Here is a 24819-nt window from a genome sequence, read left to right on the forward strand (position 1 = left end):
GGCAGACGACGCTACTTTCGCAACGCGCCCTAGTGCTGTTCCACGTGGGCCCGCGCGGCGCATACGTGCGTTACCCCGTGACATGAACGAGGAGTGACCACTTCCCCTCGGTTGCCCTTACCTTCGGCAACCCCCGGCGAACACCCGGCGTCCGCGAAGATCCACGTACGGTGATCGGCGCCACCCGTTGCCACCTCGTTAACGTCCAGGTCATCCCGGCTGCCAAGCATTCAGTACGAGCGGGAACCCCACTCCGGCCCCCTACGCGGAGCGGCCCCGCGACCACTGCCGACGCGTTCGCACTCGGGGAGACCGCGCCATGTCGCGCATACGCTCAGTCGCTGCCGCCGCCACCAACCCTGACCGCCGTGCCTTCCTCGCCGCCACCGGCGCGGTCGGCCTCTCGGCGGGCATCGGGCTCGCCCTGCGGCCGGAGACGGACGCCCACGCCGCCGCCACCGGGACCACCACCGAGGTCCCCCTGGCGAACCTCTCCAACCGGGAGGCCCCGGCCGCTCCCCTCGCGCCGTACACAAGAGGCACCACCCTCGCCTCGGTCGCGGCACCGCGCAACGCCTCCGGCTACCGCCGGCTCGGCGACGGTCCCGCCTGGAAGCGGGTCGTGCGCTCCGACCTCGCGACCCCCAAGTCCGGCCGGGAGAAGCGCCGTATGGCTCTCGCGTCGTTCGTGCAGTTCACCGATCTGCATGTCGTCGACGTGCAGCACCCGCTGCGCTACGAGTACCTGCGTGCCCAGACCGCGAGTGCCTGGCGGCCGCAGGAGGCCCTGTCCGTGGCCGGGGCGGTCTCCCTAGTCGAGCGGGTCAACTCGCTGCGCGGCGCCCCCGTCACCGGCTCGCCGCTGCACTTCGTGATGACGACCGGCGACAACACCGACAACAACTCCAAGACGGAACTGGACTGGTTCCTGAAGGTGATGAGCGGTGGCCGCGTCACCCCCAACTCCGGTGACCCGCGCCGCTACGAGGGCGTCCAGAACAGCGGCCTCGGGCTCTACTGGCAGCCGGACTCCACGCTCCGCGACGCCGACAAGAAGCTCGGCTTCCCCCACCTGGAGGGCTTCCTCGCGGCCGCGATCCGCCAGGTCAACAGCCCCGGCCTGAACGTCCCCTGGTACTCCACCGTCGGCAACCACGACTCCCTGCCCGGCGGCTGCTACGCCCCCGGCGACTCCTTCTTCGCGGACTTCGCGGTCGGCGGCAAGAAGCTGATGACCCTGGACGAGCAGGTCGGCAAGGCCCTCTGGGACAACGTCAAGAGCGGTGGCGACCCGCGCGGGGCCGACTGGAAGGCCGTCCTCAAGTCCCAGGCGAAGAAGATGCGTTCGGTCACCCCGGACGAGGGCCGGGCGCCCTTCACGCCCCTGGAGTACCTGAAGGCGCACCTCGACCCGGCCCACACCGGCCCGGGCCCGGTCGGCCACGGCTACTCGCAGGCCAACCTCGACGCCCGCACCCAGTACTACGTCTTCCGGATCGCCGACGACGTCATCGGCATCAGCCTCGACTCCACCGACCCAGGCGGCCACTACGAGGGCTCGCTGGGCACGGCGCAGCTGAAGTGGCTGGAGCGGACGTTGAAGGACGCCGCCAAGAACGGCACGTACGCCGTGGTCTTCAGCCACCACACCAGCACCACCATGCGCAACCTCCGCAAGGACCCGTCCCGTCCGGGCGAGGCCCGGCACGGCGGCGACGAGGTGCTGGCCCTGCTGGGTCGCCACCGCAACGTCCTCGCCTGGGTGAACGGCCACAGCCACCGCAATCGCGTCACCCCGCACAAGTACGCGGGCGGCGGCTCGTTCTGGGAGATCTCGACCGCGTCCCACATCGACTTCCCGCAGCTGGCGCGGGTGATCGAGCTGGTGGACAACAAGGACGGCACGATCTCCGTGTTCACCACCCTCATCGAGTCGGCCGCCCCGCACGCCACGCGTTTCACCGACCTCAGCCAGACCGGTCTGGCGGCCCTGTACCGCGAGCTGTCGTTCAACGCGCCGGGCCGCCGTGACACCCTCACCGGCACCCCCGGTGACCGCAACGTGGAGCTGGTGCTCCGAAAGGGCTGAAAACCGCTCAACGCCCGTACCTCTGTCAACCCCGGCCACACCGCCGGGGTCCCCCTCCGTGACCGGACGATCATCACGGAAACAGGGGGAACGATGTCAGTACGTACGGGTCTGGTGGCGGCGACCGCGGTGGTCGCGGCGGTGGCGCTCGCCGCCCCGGTGGCGGCGGCCGCTCCCGCCGCCCCGAGAGACGGCCACGGCGCGACCCGCGAGGCGATGGACGCCAACGTGAAGGACGGCGTCGTGGGCATCGCCCTCCAGGCGAAGGACGCCCACGGCGTGTGGAAGGCGACGGCGGGCAAGGGCGACCTGAGGACCGGCGCGCCCCGCACCGCCCACGACCGCTTCCGGGCCGGCAGCATCACGAAGACCTTCGTGGCGACGGTCCTGCTCCAGCTGGAGGCCGAGGGCAGGCTGTCGCTGGACGACAAGGTCGACCGGTGGCTGCCCGGCCTGGTGCGCGGCAACGGCCACGACGGCCGCCGGGTGACGGTCCGCCAGCTCCTCAACCACACCAGCGGGATCTTCAACTACACCGCCGACGAGCAGCTCCAGCGGGACGTCTTCCTCGCCGACGGGTTCCTGAAGAACCGGTACCGCACCCACACGCCGGAACAACTGGTCGGCATCGCGATGAAGCACAAGCCGGACTTCGCCCCCGGCGCCCGCTGGAACTACTCCAACACCAACTACCTGCTCGCCGGTCTGGTGATCGAGAAGGTCACGGGCAACCCGTACGGCGACGAGGTCCGCGCCCGCATCATCGAACCCCTCGGCCTGCGCGGCACGAAACTCCCCGGCACGTCCCCCGGCATGCCGGGACCGCACAGCCGCGCCTACTCCAAGCTGGCCGAGACCGCGGACGGAAAGACGTACGACGTCACCAGGATGAACCCGTCCGTGGCGGGCGCCGCGGGCGAAATCGTCTCCAGCGCAGAGGACCTCAACCGCTTCTACGCCGCGCTGCTGCGGGGCCGGCTCCTGCCGAGGAAGCAGCTCGACGCGATGAAGACGACGATCCCCGTGGAGAACCTCGGCGGCTACGGCCTCGGCCTCACCGAGCAGAAGCTCTCCTGCGGTGTGCGGGTGTGGGGCCACGGCGGCGGCATCCACGGCTCGGTCTCCGAGTCCGTCACCACCGAGGACGGACGCCACTCCCTCACCTTCAACTTCAACAGCGACTGGACGGGGGACACCGGGGCGATCGTGGAGGCGGAGTTCTGCGGCGAGTAGACGCCTGACCACGGTATGAGGAAGGGCCGCCGTGAGGTGCGGCGGCCCTTCCTCTCCCCTCCTGCGTCCCGCCCGGGTGAGGGCGGGTTCCCGGAATTACCGGGGAAGCACCACCACATACGCGGCCGGATCGCGGTCGGACGACGCCATCAGCGCGGTGCGGACGACCGCCGCCTGCTGCTCCAGGGCCTCACGCAGCTTCCTGGGAGTGAGGTGGACGACGGTGACGCCGAGCCGTTCCAGGGTGTCCCGCTTGCGGGCGTACTCGGACCAGAGCGCGTCGTCCTCCTGCCCGGGGGTCCGGGTGTCCAGCTCCACCGCGACGGCCTGCTCCGGCCAGTACGCGTCGAGGCCGCCGAGGTGCGGGCCGCCGGGGAGCCGAAGGTCCACGTTCCAGACCGGGTCGGGCAGGGCGAACTCCCGGACCATGCGGTACAGCTGGTCCTCCGCGATCGCCCGCCCCTCGGCGAGCAGCGCGTCCACCGCTTCCGCGACCTGAGGACGGTTCAGCAGCCGCGCCTTGGCCAACTCCCGCACCACCGCCGTCGGCTCGGTGTGCCCGCCGCGCACGGCCTCGGTCAGAAGCCGGCGTACGGAGTCCACGTCGACCAGTTCCGCGACCGCGTCGGCCAGGGCGCGCGGCACGGGCGCGACGGGCAGCCCGGTCACGTACGACGGGGTCGGCAGGGATGCGGTACGGACGACGCGGGCGCAGCCGACGGTGCGCAGCCGGCGCAGGCGCGGCACCAGGACGTCGATGGTGTCCAGGGACAGCAAGGGGGGAGCGGCCGAGAAACCGTGCAGCGTCAGGGCGGCGAGGCCCGTGATCACGGCGTCCGCGTAGGGGGTCGCGCGGGGCTCGTCGGCGTTCGGCTGCGCGGGGACCCCGGCGACCGGCTCACGGAACGGGGTGCGGGCCGCGTACGACAGGACGGCGTGCAGCCGCTCCTCGGAGGTGGGCGGGCCGGGGTGCAGCAGGTAGACGCCGGGGAGGAGCTGCTGCCAGGGACCACCCTGCCGGCACTGCTCGTTCGTCTCGGCGGGGGTGACACCCTGCGCGCGCAGCTGCGCGGCCGTCAGTACGCGGCGGTGCACGTTCGTGAGCCGGCTCAGGGGGCGGGAGGAGAGCGGGGTGTTGTGGTTCATGCCCCGGAGGTTTCCGCGCCGGGAGTGGCTCCGAACCCCTGTTACAAGTCCGTCGACAAATCAGGACAAGACCGCACTAAAGTACGTGCGTTCGACTGCCGATAGCCGCTGGTCGACCCCGTGATCGGAAAAGGTTACGGCCTCGGCTACCCGAACTTCGTAACGCGCAACCGGACAAGGGGAATTGACGCGGCCCAGCTGGACGCCGCCGCTCGTCGACCGCGGGCGGTCGCGGGGCGGTCGCGGGGCGGTCGCGCACCCGAACCGGCCGGTGGCAGGGGCCGGGTGCGCGACACCGTTGAGGACAGGGAGGGTTACCCCTGGCCCCCCGCGTCACACGCCTGCGCCCGCAGCGCCCGGGCCAGGTCGTCTCGGGCCTCCACCACCAGGCGGCGCAGCGCGGGCGCGGCCCCCTCGTGGGCGGCGAGCCACGCGTCCGTCGCCTCCAGGGTCGCCGGGGAGTCCTGCAACGACGGGAACAGCCCCCGCACCACGTCCATCCCGATCTGGATGGACCGCTCGGCCCACACCCGCTCGATCACCTCGAAGTACCGCTCGGCGTACGGCGCCGCCAACTCCCGCTGGGACGGCCGCGCGAACCCGGCGATGGTCGCCTCCACCAGCGCGTTCGACAGCACGTCCGACTCCACCACGGACGCCCACGCCTGCGCCTTCACCGCGGCCGACGGCCGGGCCGCCAGGCACCGCACCTGGTGCCGCTTCCCGGACGCCGTGTCGTCGCGGGCCAGCTCCGCCGCGAGGATGCCCTCACCGGCCACCCCGTACGTCGCCAGCGGCTCCAGGAACGCCCACCGCAGCTCCTGGTCGACCTCCAGTCCGTCGACCTTCTCGGTCCCGGCGAGCATCCCCTGGAGCACCCCGAGGTCGGCCTCGCTCGCCGCCACCGCCGCGAAGAACCGCGCCCACGTCAGCTGGTGCTGGCTCCCCGGCTCGGCGGCCCGCAGCTCCCGCAGGGCGCCCTCCGCCAGCAGTCGGCCGCCGGTCTCCCGCCACTCGGGCGCCGCGTAGAAGGTGAGCGCCGAGTTCGCCCAGGCGTGCAGCATCTGCAGCACGCCGATGTCGGACTCCCGGCCCGCGAACCGCAGCACCAGGTCGACGAAGTCCCGCGCCGGGAGCAGCGCGTCCCGGGTGAGGTTCCACAGCGCCGACCAGCACAGGGCGCGCGCCAGCGGGTCGGAGATGTCGCCGAGCGCGGCCCGCAGCGTGTCCAGCGACCCGGCGTCGAAACGGATCTTGCAGTACGTGAGGTCGTCGTCGTTGACCAGCACCAGCTCCGGTGCCTCGGCCCCGGCCAGCTCGGCCACGACCGTCCGCGCCCCGACGACGTCCGCCTCGGCCCGCGCGTACCGCTCCAGCGCGCCGTCGCCGCCGCGCCGGTACAGACCGATCGCCACCCGGTGCGGCCGCAGCTCGGGATGGGACTCGGCGGCCTCCTGCACCACCGCCAGCTCGTCGATCCGGCCCTCGGCGTCGAGCAGCACCTGCGGGGTGAGGGAGTTCACCCCGGCCGTCTCCAGCCAGGCCCGCGACCAGGCCGGCATGTCACGGCCGCTGGTCTCCTCCAGGACCGACAGCAGGTCGCCGAGGCGCGTGTTGCCGTAGGCGTTGCGCTTGAAGTAGCGGCGGGCGCCCTCCAGGAACGCCTCGCGCCCCACGTACGCCACCAGTTGCTTCAGGACGGACGCGCCCTTGGCGTAGGTGATGCCGTCGAAGTTGAGTTTGGCGTCCTCCAGGTCACGGATGTCGGCCGTGACGGGGTGGGTGGAGGGCAGCTGGTCGGCGCGGTACGCCCAGGACTTGCGGTTGTTGGCGAAGGTGACCCAGCCGTTGGTGAAGCGGGTGGCCTCGACCATGGAGAAGGAGCCCATGAAGTCGGCGAAGGACTCCTTCAGCCACAGGTCGTCCCACCACACCATGGTCACGAGGTCGCCGAACCACATGTGCGCCATCTCGTGCAGGATGACGTTGGCCCGCCGCTCGTACGACGCCCGGGTGACCTTGCCGCGGAAGATGAACTCCTCGCGGAAGGTGACGAGCCCCGGGTTCTCCATCGCGCCGAGGTTGTACTCGGGGACGAACGCCTGGTCGTACTTACCGAACGGGTACGGGTAGTCGAAGTGGTCGTGGAAGAAGTCCAGACCCTGCTTGGTGATCTCGAAGACGTCGTCGGAGTCGAAGTAGGGGGCGAGCCCCTTGCGGCACATCGCGCCGAGGGGGATCTCCAGCCGCGTACCGTCGCCGAGGACCCGCTCGTAGGAGTCGGTGACGTAGTGGTACGGACCGGCGACCACGGCGGTGATGTACGTCGAGATCGGCTTGGTCTCCGCGAACCGCCACACCCCGTCGGTCCGCTCGCCGGCGCCGTTGCTCCACACCACCCAGTCCTCGGGCGCGCGCACCTCGAAGCGGAACGGGGCCTTGAGGTCCGGCTGCTCGAAGTTCGCGAAGACGCGGCGGGCGTCGGCGGGCTCGTACTGCGTGTAGAGGTAGACCTCGCCGTCCTCCGGGTCGACGAAGCGGTGCATGCCCTCGCCGGTGCGGGAGTAGGCGCACTGGGCGTCGACCACCAGCTCGTTCTCGGCGGCCAGGTCCTCCAGGACGATCCGGGTGCCGTCGAAGACCGCGCGCGGGTCGAGATCCTTGCCGTTGAGGGAGACCGACGTCACACTCGGCGCGATCAGATCGGCGAAGCTGGTGGCGCCCGGGTCGGAGCACCGGAAACGAATGGTCGTCACCGAGCGGAAGGTCCGCGGCTCGTCACCCCGGTCGCCGACGGCGGACCGCAGGTCGAGGGAGACCTCGTAGCCGTCGACGGACAGCAGCGCGGCCCGCTCCTGGGCCTCGTCGCGGGACAGATTCTCACCGGGCACGGGCGGCACTCCCTCGGGGGTGGTGTTCAGTATGCGGACAGGGCCGATCCTGCCATGCGCTCCTGACGCCGGGCAGTCGGGAATGAGGCGAGCGGTCGCCGGTGTTGCGGGTTGTTGCGCTGTAAACCGACCACCGCACTCTTGCTCTTCTCGAGGAGAACCATGTCCGAGCAGACCTCAGGCAAGACCCCCGTCGACTTCTGGTTCGACCCGCTGTGCCCCTGGGCGTGGATGACCTCGCGGTGGGTCCTGGAGGTGGAGAAGGTCCGTGACATCGAGGTCCGCTGGCATCTGATGAGCCTCGCCGTCCTCAACGAGAACAAGCTGGACGAACTCCCCGAGGAGTACCGCGAGCTGCTGGAGACGAAGGCCTGGGGCCCGGTCCGCGTGGTCATAGCCGCCCAGGAGGAGCACGGCGCCGAGGTGCTCGGCGACCTCTACACGGCGATCGGCACGCGCGCCCACAACCAGGGCGAGGGCGCCGGCAAGGAGGTCGTCGCCGCGGCCCTGAAGGAGGTCGGGCTGCCCGACTCCCTGATGGACCACTGGGACTCCACCCCGTACGAGCCGCAGCTGCGCGCCTCCCACAAGGAGGGCATCGACAAGGTCGGCCAGGACGTCGGTACGCCCGTCATCGCGGTCCCCGGCGCCGACGGCGAGCAGATCGCGTTCTTCGGCCCGGTCGTCACCCCCGCCCCGCAGGGCGAGGAGGCCGCCAAGCTGTGGGACGGCACCCTCCTCGTCGCCTCGGTCCCCGGCTTCTACGAGATCAAGCGCACCCGCACCAAGGGCCCCGACTTCAGCAACCTGGTCTGACGCGCCCCGGCACCGGGCGTCCACCGCGCCCGGCGCCGGACGGTGTTCACGCCGACCGGTGTCTCGCGTACAGGGCGGCCAGGCGGGGCAGTCGGCGCTCCGTCTCCGCCCAGTCGTCGAAGTCGAAGTTCCACGACGGGTCCAGCGCCGGGTAGCGGATGCGGAAGCAGTCCGGGGGCAGGTCCTCCCCGGTGGCCGCGCGATGGGCGTCCCAGGCGATGCCGAGGGTGCTCTCGCACTCGACCTCGGCCCAGTCCTCGGACGCCCGCCGGATCACGGGCGACAAGGCGAGGGAGTCGGGGTCGGCGACGGCCCGCTCGAAGACCTCGCGGCCCTGGAGCACGAGCCAGCCCCGGAAGTAGTCGAAGCCGTCGTCCGAGCAGCCCCCGTTGATCGTGTACGCCGCGGCCCACAGGGGAGCGCGGTACGACATGCCCAGCAGGTCCCACAGGATCTGCTGGGCGGCCACGATCTCGGCGGCCGGCCGGGCCGCGAGCAGCGCGGCGGCCCGCTCGGCGACGACTCGGGCGCCGTCCGGCTCCTCGGGGGCCGCGGCCGTGCGGCGCGCCTCGTCGACGATGCTCCAGAACTCGTTCACGTCCATGGGGCGAAGCGTGGCAGCAGGGTCTGACAAGGCGCTCCGACCTGCGGCTCACTCCAGTTCGTCGGGCAGGCGCTTGGTGAGCCTGAAGTGCTTCTCGTGACCATGGGTGCGGAGGTTGAGGCAGACCTTGCCGTCGGGGCGGTCGTTGACGCACTTGTAGTAGTTGTCCGAGACCGGGTTGCCCAGCTGTCTTTGCAGCCAGTCACGCTCCTTGGCGTTCAGTGGCTCGTGCGGCTCCTCCGAGCGGCAGGTCTGGCAGGTCAGTCGTCGCGACGTCGGCATCCCCCAAGAATCCCGCCAAAACCGCCCGTAACAGAAGAGGCGGCGCCGAAAGACCGTCGGAAACAGGAGGACCGAGGCGCGGGCGAGCGCCGACGGGGCGACCTCAGCGCCTCTCCCGCGCCCGCTGCCACCCGTACCCCACGGCCGCCAGGACCGCCGTCATCCCGCCCGACCAGTACAGCTGCGTCCGGGTCGCCGGCTCCCGTGCCATGAGGACGAACACCGCCGCCATCCCGGCCAGCGCCACCCAGGTCAGCCAGGGGAACGCCCACATGCGGACGACGAGCCGCTCGGGGGCCTCGCGTTCGATGCGGCGGCGCAGCAGCAGCTGCGAGACGGCGATGAGGATCCACACGACGAGGATCACCGCCCCGATCATGTTCAGCAGCCACGCGAAGACGTCGTCCGGCCGCCAGTAGCTGAGCACGACGCAGAGGAAGCCGAAGACGCTGGAGGCCAGCACCGCGATCCGGGGGACCCCGCCCGAGACCCGGCCGAGGAACCTCGGGCCCTGACCGCGCTCCACCAGGGAGTACGCGATGCGTGAGGAGCCGTAGATGTTGGCGTTCATCGCGCTCAACAGCGCCACGAACACCACCACGTTCATCAGCTGACCGGCGCCGGGGATGCCGATGTGGTCGAGGGCGGCGACGTACGGGCCCTTCTCGACGACCGCCTTCGAGTCCCACGGGACCAGCGTCACGATGACGGCCATGGAGCCGATGTAGAAGACGGCGATGCGCCACATCGCCGTCCGCACGGCGGTCGCGACGCCCTTCACGGGGTTCTCCGACTCGGCCGCCGCGATCGTCACGGTCTCCAGACCGCCGTACGCGAAGATCGAGGCGAGCAGGCCGACGACGAGGCCGTCCGTGCCGTGGGGCAGCAGACCGCCCTCGCCGGTGAGGTTGCTGAGGCCGGGCGAGTCGCCGCCGGGCAGGACGCCCGCGACGGCCAGGACGCCGAGCACCAGGAACAGGGTGATCGCGCCGACCTTCAGCGCGGCGAACCAGAACTCGAACTCGCCGAAGTTCTTCACGGCCGCCAGGTTGGTGCCGAGGAACACCAGCATGAACAGCGCGACCCACGCCCACTCGGGCGTCCCGGGCACCCACCCGGTCACGATCTTCGCGGCGCCGATGCCCTCCAGGCCCACGGCGGTGCACAGCAGCACCCAGAACGACCAGCCGGCGGTGAAGCCCGCCCACGGGCCGACCGCGCGTTCCGCGTGCGCCGAGAAGGAGCCCGACGAGGGATACGCGGCGGACATCTCGCCGAGCATCCGCATCACCAGCATCACGAGGAGCCCGGAGAGCGCGTACGCGAGGACGATCGACGGGCCGGCGGCGGCGATCCCCGCCCCGGAGCCGACGAAGAGTCCCGCGCCGATCACCCCGCCGAGGGCGATCATCGACAGATGGCGCTGCTTGAGGCCGTGGGAGAGGGAGGCGTCCTGCTCCGGTGGAGCCTTGACGGTGCTGTGGGGCATGGGCGCGGCTCGTCCAATGCGTGAGAGGGCAAAAACGTCCACAGTCTGGACAGCCCCTTCGCGCGCACGAAGGGGCTGTCCGCTATCCGGACGTGTCCGGCACGCAGGGTGACTAGGCGGCCACGGGGACCGCCACCGGGGTGTAGTGCGCCGCGTCGCCCTCGACGGAGTAGCTCTCCTTCCCCTCGACCCCCACCGGCACGTCACCGGCGACGGTCACCCGGTGCAGCCGGCGCGGCAGACCGTCGTAGTTGTCGATGGCGTAGTGCTGGGTGATGCGGTTGTCGAAGATGACGAGCTGGTTCTCCGACCAGCGGTGGCGCAGCACGTTCTCCGGCCGGGTGACGTACGACTGGAACAGGTCGAGGACCTTGCGGGACTCGCCCGTCGACAGACCGACGATGCGCTGCGCGAACCCGCCGATGAACAGCCCGCGTTCCCCGGTCAGCGGGTGGACGCGCACCACCGGGTGGACCGTGCGGTACGTGATGGACGTGAACTGGGCGCGGGCGGCCGCCTGCTGCTCGTCGAGGGCCTCCTCGGGCACCGCGTAGTCGTAGTCGTTGGTGTGCTCCGCCCACAGGGTGTCGGCGAGGGCGCGCAGCGGCTCGGGCAGGTCGCGGTAGGCGGCCGCCGCGTTGGCGATCAGCGTCTCGCCGCCGTACGGCGGGATCGTGATGCTGCGCAGGGAGGTCGCCTGCGGCGGGTTGAGGACGAAGGTGACGTCGGTGTGCCAGTGGTTGGCGGCGCGGCCCCGCTCGCTGTCGACGGGCAGCACGTTCGGGGTGCCGTCGACGGACGGCACGGTCGGGTGGGCGGTGGTGATGTCGCCGAAGTGCCGGACGAAGGCCTGCTGGCTCGCGTCGTCGAGGTTCACCACGTCGAACACCAGGGCCTTGTGGACGTTGAGGGCCTCCCGGAGTTCGGCGACGGTCCCCTCGTCGAGGGGGCGGGCGATGTCCACGCCGGCGACCTCGGCGCCGATGTTCCCGGTGATCTTGCGGATCTGGACGTCGGACATGTGCGGGTCCTTTCAGACGAGCGCGGTCTCCCGTGCGGGGCCGGCGTACTGGTTGACGGGGCGGGGGAGGCCGTAGCGCTCCCGCAGGGTCTGGCGCGGCCCGTACGCGCCGCGCAGCAGACCGCGGGCGCGCAGGATCGGGACGACGTGGTCGACGAAGGCGTCCAGGCCGGACGGCAGGACCGCGGGCATGATGTTGAAGCCGTCGGCGGCGCCCCCCGTGAACCAGGTCTCGATCTCGTCGGCGACCTGCTCGGGCGTCCCGGCGAAGGTCAGATGGCCGCGACCGCCGCCGAGCCGCCCGATCAGCTGCCGTACGGTGAGCCGCTCGCGCCGGGCCAGTTCGACGACGAGCGTGTAGCGGCTCTTGGCGCCCTCGATGGCGCTCTCCGGCGGCAGGTCGTCCGGCAGGAGCGCGTCCAACTCCAGGGTGCCGGGCTCCAGCTGGAGCAGCGCCTCCAGGCGGCCCACCCCGTGCGTGTACACGATGTGGTCCTCCAGCACCTGCTCGTTCGCCAGCGCCTCCGCCTCGGTGGAGCCGAGCACGGGGACGATGCCGGGCAGCACCTTGATGTGGTCGGGGTCGCGGCCGGCGGCGACGGTACGCGCCTTGAGGTCGGCGTAGAAGGCCCGCGCGTCCTCGATGGTCTGCTGGGCGGTGAACACCGCCTCCGCGTACCGCGCCGCGAACGCCTTGCCGTCCTCGCTGGACCCGGCCTGCACGAGCAGCGGGTAGCCCTGCGGTGTGCGCGGCACGTTGAGGGCGCCCTCGACGCTGAAGTACGTCCCCCGGTGCCGGGGCGGATGGATCTTCGCGTCGTCGCCCCAGACACCGGACGCCTTGTCGGCGACGATCGCGTCGTCCTCCCAGCTGTCCCACAGCTTCAGCGCCACATCGAGGAACTCGCCGGCCCGCGCGTACCGCTCGGCGTGCGCGGGCTCGGCGTCCAGACCGAAGTTGCGGGCCGCCTCGGCGCCGGCGGTGGTGACGATGTTCCAGCCCGCCCGGCCCCGGCTGATGATGTCGAGGGAGGCGAACTTGCGGGCCAGGTTGTAGGGGGAGTTGTAGGAGGTCGACGCGGTGGCGATCAGACCGATGTGCTCGGTCGCCGTCGCGAGGGCCGTCAGCAGGGTGAGCGGTTCCAGCGCCCCGGCGGGACGCTGCGCGAGGTTCCCCCACAGCTGGGGGCCGTCGGCGAGGAACAGCGAGTCGAAGGTGCCGCGCTCGGCGGTCCGCGCGAGCCCGACGTAGTGGTCCAGCTCGACATGCGCGTACGGGTCGCTCTCGGGCAGCCGCCACGACGCCTCGTGGTGGCCGGTGTTCATCAGGAACGCGTTCAGGTGAAGCTGTCTGGTGGTCATCGGTGGTCCTTCGAGGTCACTGGTGGTCCGCTGGGGTCACTGCTGGGCCGGCGTCCGCCCGGTTCGGCCTCCACGGCGCCTTCCGGGTCCTCGGTCACCCCGAGCGCGGCCAGCAGCCGCTCCCGGTACTCGCCGAGCAGCGGATCGCGGTACGACCGGGGATGCGGGCGGTCGATGGTCAGGTCGAGGCCGATCCGACCGTGCTCCAGCACCAGCACCCGGTCGGCGAGCACGATCGCCTCGTCGACGTCGTGGGTGACGAGCAGGACGGAGGGGCGGTGGCGCTCCCACAGCTCCCGCAGCAGCGCGTGCATCCTGATCCGGGTCAGCGCGTCCAGTGCGCCGAACGGCTCGTCGGCCAGCAGCAGTTCCGGCTCCCGGACGAGGGACCGGGCGAGCGCGGCACGCTGGGCCTCACCGCCGGACAGCTCGTTGGGCCAGGCGCGCTCCCGCCCCTTCAGGCCCACCTCGGCGAGGGCGGCCCGCCCCTTCTCCTCGCCCTCGGTGCCCAGCAGCACGTTGTCCAGCACCCGCCGCCAGGGCAGCAGCCGGGAGTCCTGGAACACCACCGAGACCCGCTGCGGCGCGGTCAGCCCGCCGCTGCCCGCGACCTCGTGGTCGAGGCCCGCGACCGCCCGCAGCAGGGTGCTCTTGCCGGAGCCGCTGTGCCCGAGCAGGGCCACGAACTGCCCGGCGGGGATGTCGAGGTCGACGCCGTCGAGGACCGCGCGCCCCTCGAACGACCGGGTCAGTCCCCGCAACCGTACGGCGGTCCGCTCTGCCGTGGCGGTCGCCGCCGCGCCGGCGCCCGTGGCTGTCGCCGCTTCCGCGACGGTCAGCTGCTCAGTGTGCGTCGCCATGACAGCACCCTCCGTTCGATGAGCCGGACCGCGCTGTCGGAGACCAGGCCGAAGATCCCGTAGACGACCAGCCCGACGAGGATGACGTCGCTCTGGCCGTAGTTCTGGGCCTGGAACATCAGATAGCCGAGCCCGTTGGTGGCGTTGATCTGCTCCAGCACGACCAGGCCCAGCCAGGAGCCGGTCACCCCGAGCCGCAGTCCGACGAAGAAGCCGGGCAGCGCGCCGGGGATGACGATCTCGCGGATGAACCGGAACCGTGACAGGCCCTGCACCTCGGCGAGTTCGACGAAGCGGGTGTCGATGCCGGCCAGCGCGGCATGCGTGTTCAGGTAGATCGGTATGTAGACGACGATGGCGATGATCGCGATCTTGAAGGTCTCGCCGATGCCCAGCCAGAGGATGAACAGCGGGATCAGACCGAGGGTCGGGATCGCCCGGTTCAGCTGCACCGTCCCGTCGATCAGTGCCTCACCGGCCCGGCTGAGCCCCGAGGCCAGGGCGAGCGCGATCCCGGCGGTCAGCCCGATCGCGAAACCGGCCCCGGCCCGGCGCAGCGACGTCAGGATGTCGGTCGGCAGGGTCCCGTCCGTCCACAGACGGACACCGGTCTCCCCCACGGTCCACGGGGCCGGCACCGCCGCGGGGTCCAACTGCCCCGCGGCGGAGGCGGCGGCCCACAGGGCGAGGAAGAGCAGCGGGCCGACGAGCCGGGAGGCGGGCAGCCGCCGCCCGGGGGAGAGTCGGCGCCGCCTGCGCACCTGGCCCGCCGCCCCGACGGTCACCGGCGCACCGGCCGCGCCGGACGGGGACGTGCCGGGCGGCGTCTGGTCGGACCGGGCCTTCGTGGTCTCCGCCGTAGTGGCCGTACCCGCCGTACCCGCCGTACTCGCGGTACTCACCGTACTCGTGGTCATGGCCGTCACCTCCGGTACTCCGCGGGCACGGCCTTCGCCGCGATGGCTTCGAAGCGGCGGTCGAAGAGCGTGCCGACATCGAACTTCTTCACGAAGCCGCCCTCGGCGAGCAGATCCGCCGTCTCCTGCTCCCACTTGATCGCCTCGTCCCAACTGGCCTGGAACAAAGGCTTGTTGGCGAGATCACTGATCGACTTCGCCTGGGCGGCGGTCAGGTTCTGCGTCTTGACGTAGAACTCCTCGTTCCAGATGTCCGGGTGCTCGTACTGCCAGACCGCGCCCTTCGCCCAGTACGGGATGTACGCGGCCACCGCCGCGGCCTTCGCCGAGTCGGCCAGTACGGACGTCGGCGCCCACAGCAGGTTGAGCAGGTCCACCACGTCGGTGGTGATGGTGCGGGCACCCTTCGTGCCGTACTGCTGGAGGTAGGCGGGCGCCTGCTGGTTGCCGAGCGGCGCGATGTCCACCTGGCCGGACTGGAGGGCCGTCAGGAACTGGTTGCTGGTCAGCGGGACGAGCTCCACGTCGTCGTAGGCGATGCCCGCCTGCTTCAGCGCCCGCAGCAGGACGACACCCTGCGCCTGCCCCTGCGAGAAGGCGAGTTTCCTGCCCTTGAATTCCTTGACCGAGGTGATGTCGCTGCCGGGCTTGGTGGCGAACAGATAGTTCGGCTTGCGGGTGATGTTGATCGCGACGATCTTCGCGTCATAACCCTGGTAATGCGCCTGGATCGGCGGGATTCCCGCGTTGTTGGCGACATCCAGGGAACCGGAGCGGAAGGCGTTGATGACATCGGGGCCCGCCCCGATGTTCGCCCAGCTGCTCACCCTGAAAGGCAGATCGCCCAACCCGGCAAGTTTCAGCTGCAATTGCTGCTGGTTCTGGAACGAGGCGATCTTCAGGCTGGTGCCCCGGGGGACCTTGGTCGCCAGCGGCGCGTCCGCGGCCGTCTCGGCGGTCGCCGCACTGCTGTCGGCGCAGCCGCTCAGCCCGACGGCGGCGGCGCCGACGCCGAGGAGGGAGGTGAGGAAGAGACGTCGGTCGAGACCGGGCGAGGCGGACGAAGGCATGGGAGGACCCCCTGGGGTTCACAGGAAAAGCGCGAACAGGCGTGAGGCGGGAACGCGCACGGAAATCACGGCGAACGGACGCCGGAAAAGGAGAAATCACTGCGGGAGAAGGCCGGAGAAGTGGGCGTCCACGCAGGAGGGAGAACGCGCCGGGGGCGCGTCAACGTGTCAGCAACAGAGGGTGCGACAGGTCGTGAGAAGCATGAACATGATGTTCCCGGTCTCGCGTCGGGGCTGTCAACATTCGGAGATTCTGAATTAATTCACCGGGGCGCGGCGGCCAGCGGATCGCGATAGAGCACGTCCAGGGCGACCGCGCCGCCCGCTGTGGCCAGCACGGCGTCCGGGAAGCTCGTCGGACGGACGTCCGCCGCCCGGTCGTGCGCCACGGCGCCCCGCAGTGCGGCGAGGCAGTCCTCGCGGGCGATGACCCCGATCTCGGTGACGACGACGGTCTCCGGATTCAGCACGTCGAGCAGCAGCCCCACGGCCCGCCCCACGGTCCGCGCCCGCTCCACCAGCAGTCGTACGGCCACCGGGTCGCCGCCCGTCGCCGCGTCCACCACATGCGTCGGGTTCGTCCCGGCGATGACCCCTGCCTCCCGTGCCCGTCGGCACAGCGTCCGCTCGCTCAACTCGGCCTGGAGGCAGCCGGTCCGCCCGCAGTCGCAGGGCTCCGTCCCGCCGGGCAGCGGCAGATGGGCGATCGCCCCGGACTGGGAGCGCGGTCCGTGGTGCACCTCGTCGTTGGTCGCGAAGGCCGCGTCCACCACGTTGCCGGCGAACAGATGCAGCACGCTCCGACTGCCCCGGGCCCGCCCGAAGAGCCGCTCCGCGCCGACCAACGCCCGCGCGTGCCCGTCGACATGGACCGGCAGCCCGGTGCGGGCGCCGAGCACCTCCCGCACCGGCACCTCGCGCCAGCCGAGCAGCGGATGCTCCACCACCGTCCCGGTCTCCCGGTCCACCCAGCCGCCGGCCGCGAACCCGACCCCGAGGAGCCGGCGCGCCGGCAGCGCCGCCGACAGCGCGGCGATCCCGTCGGCGGCGCGTGTCAGCACCACGGCCGGATCGGTGGTGCCGTCGTGCTTCGTCTCCCGTCGCACCAGGACCCGTCCGCGCAGATCCAGTAGCGCGACCGTGGTGTAGGGCACCGCCACATGCACCCCGGCCACCGCGAACCGCGAGTCGTCCAGGTCGAGCGGTACGTGCGGGCGCCCCGACCCCTTGGACTGCCGGGGCGGTTCGGCCTCCCGGATGAGCCCCAGCCGCGCCAGCCCGGCGCAGTGGTCGGTCACCGACGCCGGCGACAGGCCCGTCACCCGCGCGATGGTGCTGCGCGCCACCGGCCCGTGCTCCAGCACGGACCGCAGCACGACGCTGGCACTGGTGCGCCGCCGGTCGCTGTCGGCGGCACGTGGCACGGGAGAGGAACGGGACGGAAGAGGGGAGCGACGGGGAACGGAAGGGGAAAGAGTGGGTGCTGCCGCGGTACGGGGCATCGCGATCATCCTCGGGTACGGGTCCGACACTGCGCCGTCGTGAGGCGAGGCGCGCCGGAGCCGCCTCACCCGGGGCGGCGACAGGTGGCCGTGCCCACGCGTCGCAGGTCGACGTAGCGACGCGACGAGAAGTACCGGGCCTGGGCAACCATGCGCCCGAAGCTAGCAAAGCGGCTCACCTCTGCCCAGACGGCGACCGACGGGCGAGACGGCACCTGTCCATCCCCACCACCCGATTGGTGAATCCCTACAGACCCCACCGACCACGCCGACGTGGCACAAGCCACTCCACCTCAGTGACCGGCGTCACGCCTGCCCGGTGTAACCCAAGGTCATTGTCGAAAGCCCACCATGCGGTCGTTCCCGCCTTTGTGGACGGCTGACGGTGTCCTGTCCATGACCGCTGGGATAGCGTCACCGTGTTCGATGCCACGTACACCCTTCTTTCCCCTCTACCCTCGCGGAGTCCTCATGAGTACGGCCGTCGCCCCCGCCCGCACCGGTCAGGTCCTCGCCGACCTGCTCCCCGCCTCCCGTGTGCGGGACATCGCGCTGGTGGTCGGTGGCGCCGCCCTCACCGGGCTCGCCGCGCAGATCGCCGTGCCCGTGCCGGGCTCGCCGGTTCCGGTGACCGGGCAGACCTTCGCCGCGCTGCTCGTGGGCACCGCGCTCGGCGCCGGCCGCGGTGTCGCGTCCCTCGCCCTGTACGCGCTCGCCGGTCTCCTCGGTGTGCCGTGGTTCGCGAACGGCACGTCCGGTGTCGGCGTCTCCTTCGGCTACATCCTCGGCATGATCCTGGCCTCCGCCGCCGTGGGCGCCCTCGCCCGCCGGGGCGCCGACCGCTCCGTGCTGCGCATGGCCGGCACGATGCTCGTGGGCGAGGCCATCATCTACGCCGTCGGTGTCCCCTACCTCGCGGCCACCGCCGACATCACCCTCGCCTCCGCCGTCGCGGTCGGCCTCACCCCGTTCCTGATCGGCGACGCGCTCAAGGCCGCGCTGGCGATGGGCGCGCTGCCGACGGCGTGGAAGCTGCTCGACAAGTGACGCCGTAGTCGCTGGGTGGGGGCGTCGCTGCGTGCGACGCCCCCACCCGTCATGTCCCCTGTCGGGCGCGCCGGTTGTTCCACCACAGGCCCGCCGCGCCGGCGGAGATCAGTGCGGCGCCCACCATGCCGAGCGGCAGGACCCGGTCGGCGGGACCGGTCTGCGGCAGCTCGTCGGGCTGGTCGTCCTTGCCGCCGCCTCCGTTTCCGCCGCCTCCGTCACCGCCGCCCGGTGTGACCGGGCTGTTGTCGGTGCCGAGGAGCAGCGGTGTGGCCGGCTCGTTGGGCGACTGGTTCGTCGTGCCGAACGGCACCGGACCCTGCTGCCAGAACGTCTTCGAGCCGTCCGCGTTCTGCACCGGCAGGCAGATGTCGCCCTTCTTCTTCAGGTTGAAGGTCGCGTCGATCGCATAAGTCTTCGACTTTCCGGCCGCCAGATCGTCGATCGCGCACGCGAAACCGCTGTTGGCCCCATCGGGAAGATCGCCCTTCGCGATTTCCGTGCAGCCTTCGACATTCTTGACCGTCAGGCCGTCGAAACCGACCACGAGCAGACGGATTTTCCCGCTCGTCTTGCTTCCCTCGTTCTTTACGACCCCTGAGATCTCCGTTTTCTGCGACGTGTTGTCGACTTTGATCTCCTTGGACAACAGCGTCGACAGCTTCACCCCTGCCGGTGCCGCGTCCATGACCTTTCCGCCGTGATCGCTCAATCCCCCCTCGTCATCCGCCGAGGCCGTGAAGCCCAGGATCATCACCGACGAGAACGACGCGGTGAGCAGCGATCCCGCGACGGCCGTCCTGGTCTTCCCCTGACGAGAACTCATGTTCCATCCCCCTTGCTCCCCCTGGCCGTGCCTGAATTCACGGCCATTGAAGAGGTACCACAAGATTTCTCGCCACTATGCTGGAGCGGCGAGAAGTGTGACCAATGCGCGACTTTTTGGTTCGGCTGTTGCAGAAGCGGGCACGTGTCGGTCGAAGGGGGGCACGGGGGTGCCGGGAACAACGAGGGGCGGAGTGCCGGGGCTTGTGGTGGCCGGCCGTTATACGTTGGTCGAAAGCATCGGCCAGGGCGGAATGGGGCGGGTGTGGCGGGCCGCCGACGAAATACTCGACCGGCAGGTCGCGGTCAAGGAAATGCGGATCGACGGCCTCGATCCGGAGGACACCCGCACCCGACGTGAGCGCACCCTGCGGGAGGCCAGGGCCACGGCCCGTATCGACCACCCCCATGTCGTCCGCATCTACGACGTCGTCGACGAGGGCGAGCGGCTCTGGATCGTGATGGAACTGGTCGACGGCCGCTCCCTGGAACGGCTCCTCTTCGAGGACGGCCCCCTCGACGTACGGGAGACGGCCCGGATCGGCCTCGAACTCGCCGACGCGCTGGGCCAGGTGCACGCGCAGGGCGTACTGCACCGTGACATCAAACCGGCGAACGTCCTCGTCCGCCGGACCGGCGGACGCCGCGTCGTCCTCACCGACTTCGGCATCGCGGCCATCCAGGACGCGGAGGCGCTCACGATGGCCGGCATGCTCGTCGGTTCCCCCGACTACATGGCGCCCGAGCGGGTCTCCGGCCGCCCCCAGGGCCCGCCGTCCGACCTGTGGTCCCTGGGCGCGACCCTCTGCGCCGCCCTCGGCGGCCGCTCCCCCTTCTCCCGCACCACCACGCTCGCCACCCTGCACGCGGTCCTCTACGAGGAGCCCGAACTGCCCGCCACGGCAGGCGACCTGCACGACGTCCTCGCCGCCCTCCTGGAGAAGGACCCGGACGTACGCCCCGGGCTCCCCGAACTCACAGCGGCCCTCCACACCATCGCGACACCCCCACCGGCCCCACCCACCGCCACGGTCACCCAGGAACCACCGCCCCCGCCGGGGGCCGCTCCGGAACCAGGGAGTGCCGCAGCGGACGCCGCCGACCCACGGCGCCTGGGGCAAGAGGGCGCCGATCCGAGGGCCGTCGGGCCGAACGGTGCCGATCCGAGGGTCGCCGGGAGGGACACTCCTGATCCGCGGGTTGCCCGTACGGACGGCCCTGATCCGAAGGTCGCCGAGACGGATGCCCCCGACCGGCGCGCCGTCATGCGGGCGGTCGGTACGGAGCCGTCGGCCGTGCGCGCGGTCGCCCCGGAGCCCCCGGGAGGGGCAGCGCAGGACGCCGGGGCGGCGGTGGCAGGGACTGGCACCGAGCCCCCGGCGACAACCCCGGAGCCCTCGCGCGAGCCCACCCTCGTCGTGCAGCCGACCCCCGTGCCGCCCACACCCGCGCAGCCGACTCCGACGGCGCCGAACGCCCCCGTGCGGCCGACCCCGACGCCCACCGTGCTGAACGCCCCCGAGACGCCCCCGGCCACGGACCCCGAGCCCGAAGCCTCCGCCGCGGCACCACCCCTGGACACACCCGAACTCCCCACCCGCCCCCGGCCCACCCCCACACCGCCGGGCGACCTGCTGGGTCGTGTCCGCACAGTCCCGACTTGCGGACACGACCCAGGCCCCCCGCTCCCGGCGAGGCCCGCCGCACCCGGCCGGAACAGGCGCCGTACGGTGCTCATCGCGGCCGCCGGGGTGGCCGTGGCCGGAGTCCTCGCGGCGGCACTCGTCCCGACACTGGGCGCGTCGTCCGACGACAGGAGGAAGGCGTCCCCCTCGACACCGTCGAGTCCGTCCCCCACCGTCGCCGGCACCTCCCGCCCCCCGACGCTGCCGCCCGGCGCCCGCACCGAGGCCGGGGTCTTCGCCTGGGTCCCGCCCGACGGCTTCTCCCGCGAGGTGCACGCCGGCGCGGAGGTCCACTACACCTCGCCGGACGCCCGGCAGGAGATCGTCGGCAAGGCGTCCCTGGCCCGCGGCGACCTGCTGGCCCAGTGGGAGAAGAAGGAGGAGAGCACCAGTGAGGGCCCCGGCTACCGGCGGATCCGTCTGGAGGAGACCGAGTTCCGCGGCAGGCCGGCCGTGGTCTGGGAGTACACCGTCACCGCCCAGGAACTCCCCTGGCACGTCCGCTCCCTGGGCTTCAACACAGGCGGCAAGTCGTACCAGCTCACCACCTGGTACCACCCCGACATCGAGGACCGGGCCCTGCCCGTCTACAAAAAAGTCGAGAAGAGCTTCACCCCGTTGTGAAGCCCTTCCCGACGAACCACGAATCACGAACCGTGAACGCAGGACCGCGGACCGCGAACCGCTCAGCCCACCTTGTCGGTGACCTCCGCCGTCGCGCCCGCCTTCTGCCCCTTGATCTTCTCCTTGACCAGGGAGATCCCGACGACGACGGCCGCGACCAGCAGCGAGAGCAGCAGGATCTCCCGGTTGCCGTGCTCCGTGTCGGTGAGCATGTAGGCGAGGACGAAGAGGATCAGCCCGATCGTGGCCCACGTCAGATACGGGTACAGCCACATCTTCACGACGAGCTTCTCCGGGGTCTCCCGCTCGATGATCCTGCGCATCCGCAGCTGGGAGAAACAGATCACCAGCCACACGAACAGGGCGACCGCGCCGGAGGAGTTCACGAGGAACAGGAACACGCCCTCGGGGAAGAAGTAGTTGAAGATCACCGCGACGAACCCGAAGACCACCGACGCCAGGATCGCCGTCATCGGCACACCCCGCGACGTGGTCCGCCCGAACGACCGCGGCGCGTCCCCGCGCTCACCCAGGGAGAACGCCATCCGGGAGGCCGTGTACAGGCCGGAGTTGAGGCAGGACAGCACCGACGTCAACACGATGAAGTTCATGATCTGACCCGCGTGGGCGATCCCCAGCGAGTCCAGCGCGGCGACGTAGGAACCCTTCTCCTTGATCGAGGGGTCGTTCCACGGCAGCAGCGCGACCACGACGAAGATCGAACCCAGGTAGAAGACGCCGATACGCCAGATGATGCTGTTCGTCGACTTCGTGACGGCCTTCTGCGGGTTCTCCGTCTCCCCGGCGGCCAGCGTGGCGATCTCACTGCCCATGAACGAGAAGACCACCAGCAGCACGCCGATGAGGATGGCGCCGGGCCCGTTCGGCAGGAACCCGCCGTGGTCGGTCAGGTTCGCCAGCCCCGCCTTCTCGGCCTCCACACCCGGCAGCACGCCGAACACGGCCAGCCCGCCCACGACGATGAACGCGGCGATCGCGACGACCTTGATCCCGGCGAACCAGAACTCGAACTCGCCGTACGAGGCCACCGAGACCAGGTTGGTGGCGGTCAGGACCACCATCACGATCAGGGCCCAGCCCCACTGCGGTACGGCCGGGATCCAGCCCTCCAGGATCACCGCGCCGGCGGTCGCCTCCACCGCGAGGACGACGACCCAGAAGAACCAGTACAGCCAGCCGATCGAGAACCCGGCCCAGCGGCCCAGCGCACGGTCCGCGTGCGCGGAGAACGACCCGGAGGTGGGGTTCGCCGCGGACATCTCACCGAGCATCCGCATGACCAGCACGACCATCGTGCCGACCAGGGCGTAGGACAGCAGGATGCCGGGACCGGCGGTCGCGATACCGGAACTCGACCCGACGAAGAGGCCCGCCCCGATCACACCTCCGATCGCGATCATCGACAGATGGCGGTTCTTGAGACCGGCGTGGAGGCCGGGGGAGGGGGGAGAGGAGGAGCCTGGTGTGCCGGTGTCGGTCGGCAGAGTCGGCTGCGAGGTCATGGGGGAGTTTCCTTTGCGCCGTTGTGGGGACTTCCCTGCGTCTGCCCACGCGTTCCCCGGTGACTCTCGCCAGAGCGGGACATGAGAGGCGGCGGGGGTACTGCGTGAGCCTCCGTAAAGATCGGTCCAGTGAATCGGAGGCGAAAGGAATCCTGAACCTTTGAATCCAGATCGTTACTTGAGGTTTACTTGAGGTTCCGTGGTGTGGCTCACGCTTTACGGGCGTCGGGCCCCCATCGCGCCCCGACGAAACAGGCGTGTCACACTCGGACCATGCGCGTCTACCTCGGCTCCGATCACGCCGGATACGAACTCAAGAACCACCTCGTCGAGTGGCTGAAGGCCGCCGGTCACGAGGCCGTCGACTGCGGTCCCCACATCTACGACGCCCAGGACGACTACCCGCCGTTCTGCCTCCGCGCGGCGGAGCGCACGGCCGCCGACCCGGGTTCCCTGGGCGTCGTCATCGGCGGATCCGGCAACGGGGAGCAGATCGCCGCGAACAAGGTGGCCGGCGTGCGGGCCGCGCTCGCGTGGAGCGCCGAGACGGCCGCGCTGGGCCGCGAGCACAACAACGCGAACGTCGTGGCCGTCGGCGCGCGGATGCACTCGCAGGACGACGCGACCAAGTTCGTCGAGACGTTCCTCAACACGCCGTTCTCCGGCGACGAGCGTCACATCCGCCGCATCGACATGCTCGCGGCGTACGAGACGACGGGCGACCTCCCCCCGATCCCGGCACACCACCCCCAGCGGTAGGACGCCTGACGACTCGGGGGTGCGGGTTCGTCGGCGAGTGCGGGCCCGTCGTGGCTCCTCGCGCAGTTCCCCGCGCCCCTGAAAAGCGCCCGGGGCTGCGCCCCGTGCTTTTCAGGATGAAGGCCGGGCCGAAGGCCCATGCCTTCAGGGGCGCGGGGAACTGCGCGACAAGCCCCCACTCACCCGCACCCGCCATACGCCCCCGCGCCCCCCACCCATGAGGCGCCCCGCCCAACCCCCGGAGGGCCCCGTGCCGGAAGGCCACACGATTCATCGCCTGGCCGAGGACCACCTCTCCCACTTCGGCAACGGCACGGCCATCCACGTCACCAGCCCCCAGGGCAAGTTCGCCGACGCCGCCGCCCTCCTCGACGGCGCTCCTCTCACCGCCGCCGAGGCCCACGGCAAGCACCTCTTCCTCCACTTCGGCGCCCCCGACGCGGAGGACTGGGTCCACATCCACCTCGGCCTCTTCGGCAAGGTCGACCTCGGCCCCACCCCGGCGCCCCCGCCCACCGACACCGTCCGCCTCCGCCTGCGCAACGACACGTCGTACATGGACCTCCGCGGCCCCACGACCTGCGCGCTGATCACGGACGCCGAGAAGCAGGCCGTCCACGCCCGCCTCGGCCCGGACCCGCTGCGCCCGGACGCCGACCCGGCCCTCGCGTACGCCCGGATCTCCCGCAGCCGTACGACGATCGCCGCGCTCCTCATGGACCAGAAGATCATCGCGGGCGTCGGCAACGTCTACCGCGCGGAGGTCCTGTTCCGGCACGCCATCGACCCGTACCGCGCCGGCCGGGACATCACCGCGGCGGAGTGGGACGCCATCTGGGCCGACCTCGTCGCCCTCATGCGCGAGGGCGTCCGCAACAACCGCATCGACACCGTCCGCCCGGAACACACCCCGGAGGCCATGGGCCGCCCGCCCCGCGTCGACGACCACGGCGGCGAGGTGTACGTGTACCGCAGGGCCCACCTGCCCTGCCACATCTGCGGGGGCGAGATCCGCACCGCCGATCTGGCCGCCCGCAACCTGTTCTGGTGCCCCGCCTGCCAGCGGCGCTGACG

At 71.1% G+C, this 24819-nt stretch carries 20 protein-coding genes; 7 read left to right on the plus strand and 13 right to left on the minus strand.

What is annotated here, in order from left to right; all coding sequences use genetic code 11:
- Window positions 1–319 precede the first annotated feature (319 nt).
- Together SMA5143A_RS18520 and SMA5143A_RS18525 are read left to right on the plus strand one after the other, a co-directional pair.
- Window positions 320–2089 carry a TIGR03767 family metallophosphoesterase gene (locus SMA5143A_RS18520; RefSeq protein ID WP_107464031.1) on the plus strand — a complete coding sequence of 590 codons (1770 nt, stop codon included), beginning with the start codon at window positions 320–322 and terminating at the stop codon, window positions 2087–2089.
- A gap of 93 nt (window positions 2090–2182) precedes the next feature.
- Window positions 2183–3322 (plus strand): serine hydrolase domain-containing protein, encoded by a 1140-nt coding sequence (locus SMA5143A_RS18525; RefSeq protein ID WP_181361919.1) that lies wholly within the window; start codon window positions 2183–2185, stop codon window positions 3320–3322.
- A gap of 96 nt (window positions 3323–3418) precedes the next feature.
- Here the strand turns inward: SMA5143A_RS18525 and SMA5143A_RS18530 are convergent, their stop codons facing one another.
- Both SMA5143A_RS18530 and pepN read right to left on the minus strand, forming a co-directional pair.
- Window positions 3419–4468 (minus strand): hypothetical protein, encoded by a 1050-nt coding sequence (locus SMA5143A_RS18530; RefSeq protein WP_107464033.1) that lies wholly within the window; start codon window positions 4466–4468, stop codon window positions 3419–3421.
- Window positions 4469–4782: 314 nt separating this feature from the next.
- Entirely contained in the window at window positions 4783–7359 is a 2577-nt protein-coding gene (pepN, locus tag SMA5143A_RS18535; protein ID WP_107464034.1) for an aminopeptidase N, read from the minus strand.
- 162 nt (window positions 7360–7521) lie between these two features.
- Between pepN and SMA5143A_RS18540 the strand changes: the two genes are divergently transcribed.
- Window positions 7522–8175 carry a mycothiol-dependent nitroreductase Rv2466c family protein gene (locus SMA5143A_RS18540; RefSeq protein ID WP_055519542.1) on the plus strand — a complete coding sequence of 218 codons (654 nt, stop codon included), beginning with the start codon at window positions 7522–7524 and terminating at the stop codon, window positions 8173–8175.
- Window positions 8176–8221: 46 nt separating this feature from the next.
- On the opposite strand, the gene SMA5143A_RS18545 is transcribed toward SMA5143A_RS18540, so the two are convergent.
- The 9 genes from SMA5143A_RS18545 to SMA5143A_RS18585 form a co-directional block, all read right to left on the minus strand.
- Window positions 8222–8779 carry a DUF4240 domain-containing protein gene (locus SMA5143A_RS18545; RefSeq protein ID WP_107464035.1) on the minus strand — a complete coding sequence of 186 codons (558 nt, stop codon included), beginning with the start codon at window positions 8777–8779 and terminating at the stop codon, window positions 8222–8224.
- Window positions 8780–8827: 48 nt separating this feature from the next.
- Complete coding sequence (locus SMA5143A_RS18550; protein ID WP_099964542.1) at window positions 8828–9061, minus strand: hypothetical protein; 234 nt, start codon at window positions 9059–9061, stop codon at window positions 8828–8830.
- A gap of 103 nt (window positions 9062–9164) precedes the next feature.
- Complete coding sequence (locus SMA5143A_RS18555; protein WP_107464036.1) at window positions 9165–10550, minus strand: amino acid permease; 1386 nt, start codon at window positions 10548–10550, stop codon at window positions 9165–9167.
- 112 nt (window positions 10551–10662) lie between these two features.
- Complete coding sequence (locus SMA5143A_RS18560) at window positions 10663–11571, minus strand: TauD/TfdA dioxygenase family protein (RefSeq protein ID WP_107464037.1); 909 nt, start codon at window positions 11569–11571, stop codon at window positions 10663–10665.
- 12 nt (window positions 11572–11583) lie between these two features.
- Window positions 11584–12933, minus strand: a complete 1350-nt coding sequence (locus tag SMA5143A_RS18565) for an LLM class flavin-dependent oxidoreductase (protein WP_107464038.1) — start codon at window positions 12931–12933, stop codon at window positions 11584–11586.
- Window positions 12930–13793 (minus strand): ABC transporter ATP-binding protein, encoded by an 864-nt coding sequence (locus SMA5143A_RS18570; protein WP_258193602.1) that lies wholly within the window; start codon window positions 13791–13793, stop codon window positions 12930–12932. The genes SMA5143A_RS18565 and SMA5143A_RS18570 overlap by 4 nt, the downstream gene beginning before the upstream one ends.
- The gene (locus SMA5143A_RS18575; RefSeq protein WP_375136507.1) at window positions 13769–14710 is read right to left on the minus strand and encodes an ABC transporter permease; all 942 of its coding nucleotides are present in this window, start codon (window positions 14708–14710) and stop codon (window positions 13769–13771) included. Before SMA5143A_RS18575 ends, SMA5143A_RS18570 begins: the two co-directional genes overlap by 25 nt.
- A 5-nt stretch (window positions 14711–14715) precedes the next feature.
- Entirely contained in the window at window positions 14716–15780 is a 1065-nt protein-coding gene (locus SMA5143A_RS18580) for an ABC transporter substrate-binding protein (RefSeq protein ID WP_107464039.1), read from the minus strand.
- 263 nt (window positions 15781–16043) lie between these two features.
- Window positions 16044–17282, minus strand: coding sequence for an ROK family transcriptional regulator (locus SMA5143A_RS18585; RefSeq protein ID WP_107464096.1), 1239 nt, complete (start codon window positions 17280–17282; stop codon window positions 16044–16046).
- 471 nt (window positions 17283–17753) lie between these two features.
- On the opposite strand from SMA5143A_RS18585, the gene SMA5143A_RS18590 reads away from it, so the two are divergent.
- Window positions 17754–18329, plus strand: coding sequence for a biotin transporter BioY (locus SMA5143A_RS18590; RefSeq protein WP_055715689.1), 576 nt, complete (start codon window positions 17754–17756; stop codon window positions 18327–18329).
- Window positions 18330–18378: 49 nt separating this feature from the next.
- Here SMA5143A_RS18590 and SMA5143A_RS18595 read toward each other — a convergent pair whose 3' ends face one another.
- The gene (locus SMA5143A_RS18595) at window positions 18379–19155 is read right to left on the minus strand and encodes a cell wall protein (RefSeq protein WP_107464040.1); all 777 of its coding nucleotides are present in this window, start codon (window positions 19153–19155) and stop codon (window positions 18379–18381) included.
- Between the two features lie 226 nt (window positions 19156–19381).
- Here SMA5143A_RS18595 and SMA5143A_RS18600 point away from each other — a divergent pair, with 226 nt between their 5' ends.
- The gene (locus SMA5143A_RS18600) at window positions 19382–21463 is read left to right on the plus strand and encodes a serine/threonine-protein kinase (protein WP_375136508.1); all 2082 of its coding nucleotides are present in this window, start codon (window positions 19382–19384) and stop codon (window positions 21461–21463) included.
- 62 nt (window positions 21464–21525) lie between these two features.
- Here the strand turns inward: SMA5143A_RS18600 and SMA5143A_RS18605 are convergent, their stop codons facing one another.
- Window positions 21526–22986: an amino acid permease gene (locus tag SMA5143A_RS18605; RefSeq protein WP_107464042.1), complete on the minus strand. Its 1461-nt coding sequence runs from the start codon at window positions 22984–22986 to the stop codon at window positions 21526–21528.
- Window positions 22987–23259: 273 nt separating this feature from the next.
- On the opposite strand from SMA5143A_RS18605, the gene SMA5143A_RS18610 reads away from it, so the two are divergent.
- Window positions 23260–23745: a ribose-5-phosphate isomerase gene (locus SMA5143A_RS18610; RefSeq protein ID WP_107464043.1), complete on the plus strand. Its 486-nt coding sequence runs from the start codon at window positions 23260–23262 to the stop codon at window positions 23743–23745.
- A 250-nt stretch (window positions 23746–23995) separates the two neighbouring features.
- The gene (locus SMA5143A_RS18615) at window positions 23996–24817 is read left to right on the plus strand and encodes an Fpg/Nei family DNA glycosylase (RefSeq protein ID WP_107464044.1); all 822 of its coding nucleotides are present in this window, start codon (window positions 23996–23998) and stop codon (window positions 24815–24817) included.
- The last annotated feature ends 2 nt before the right edge of the window (window positions 24818–24819 follow it).

This window comes from Streptomyces sp. MA5143a (genome assembly GCF_900290235.1).
Lineage (GTDB): Bacteria > Actinomycetota > Actinomycetes > Streptomycetales > Streptomycetaceae > Streptomyces.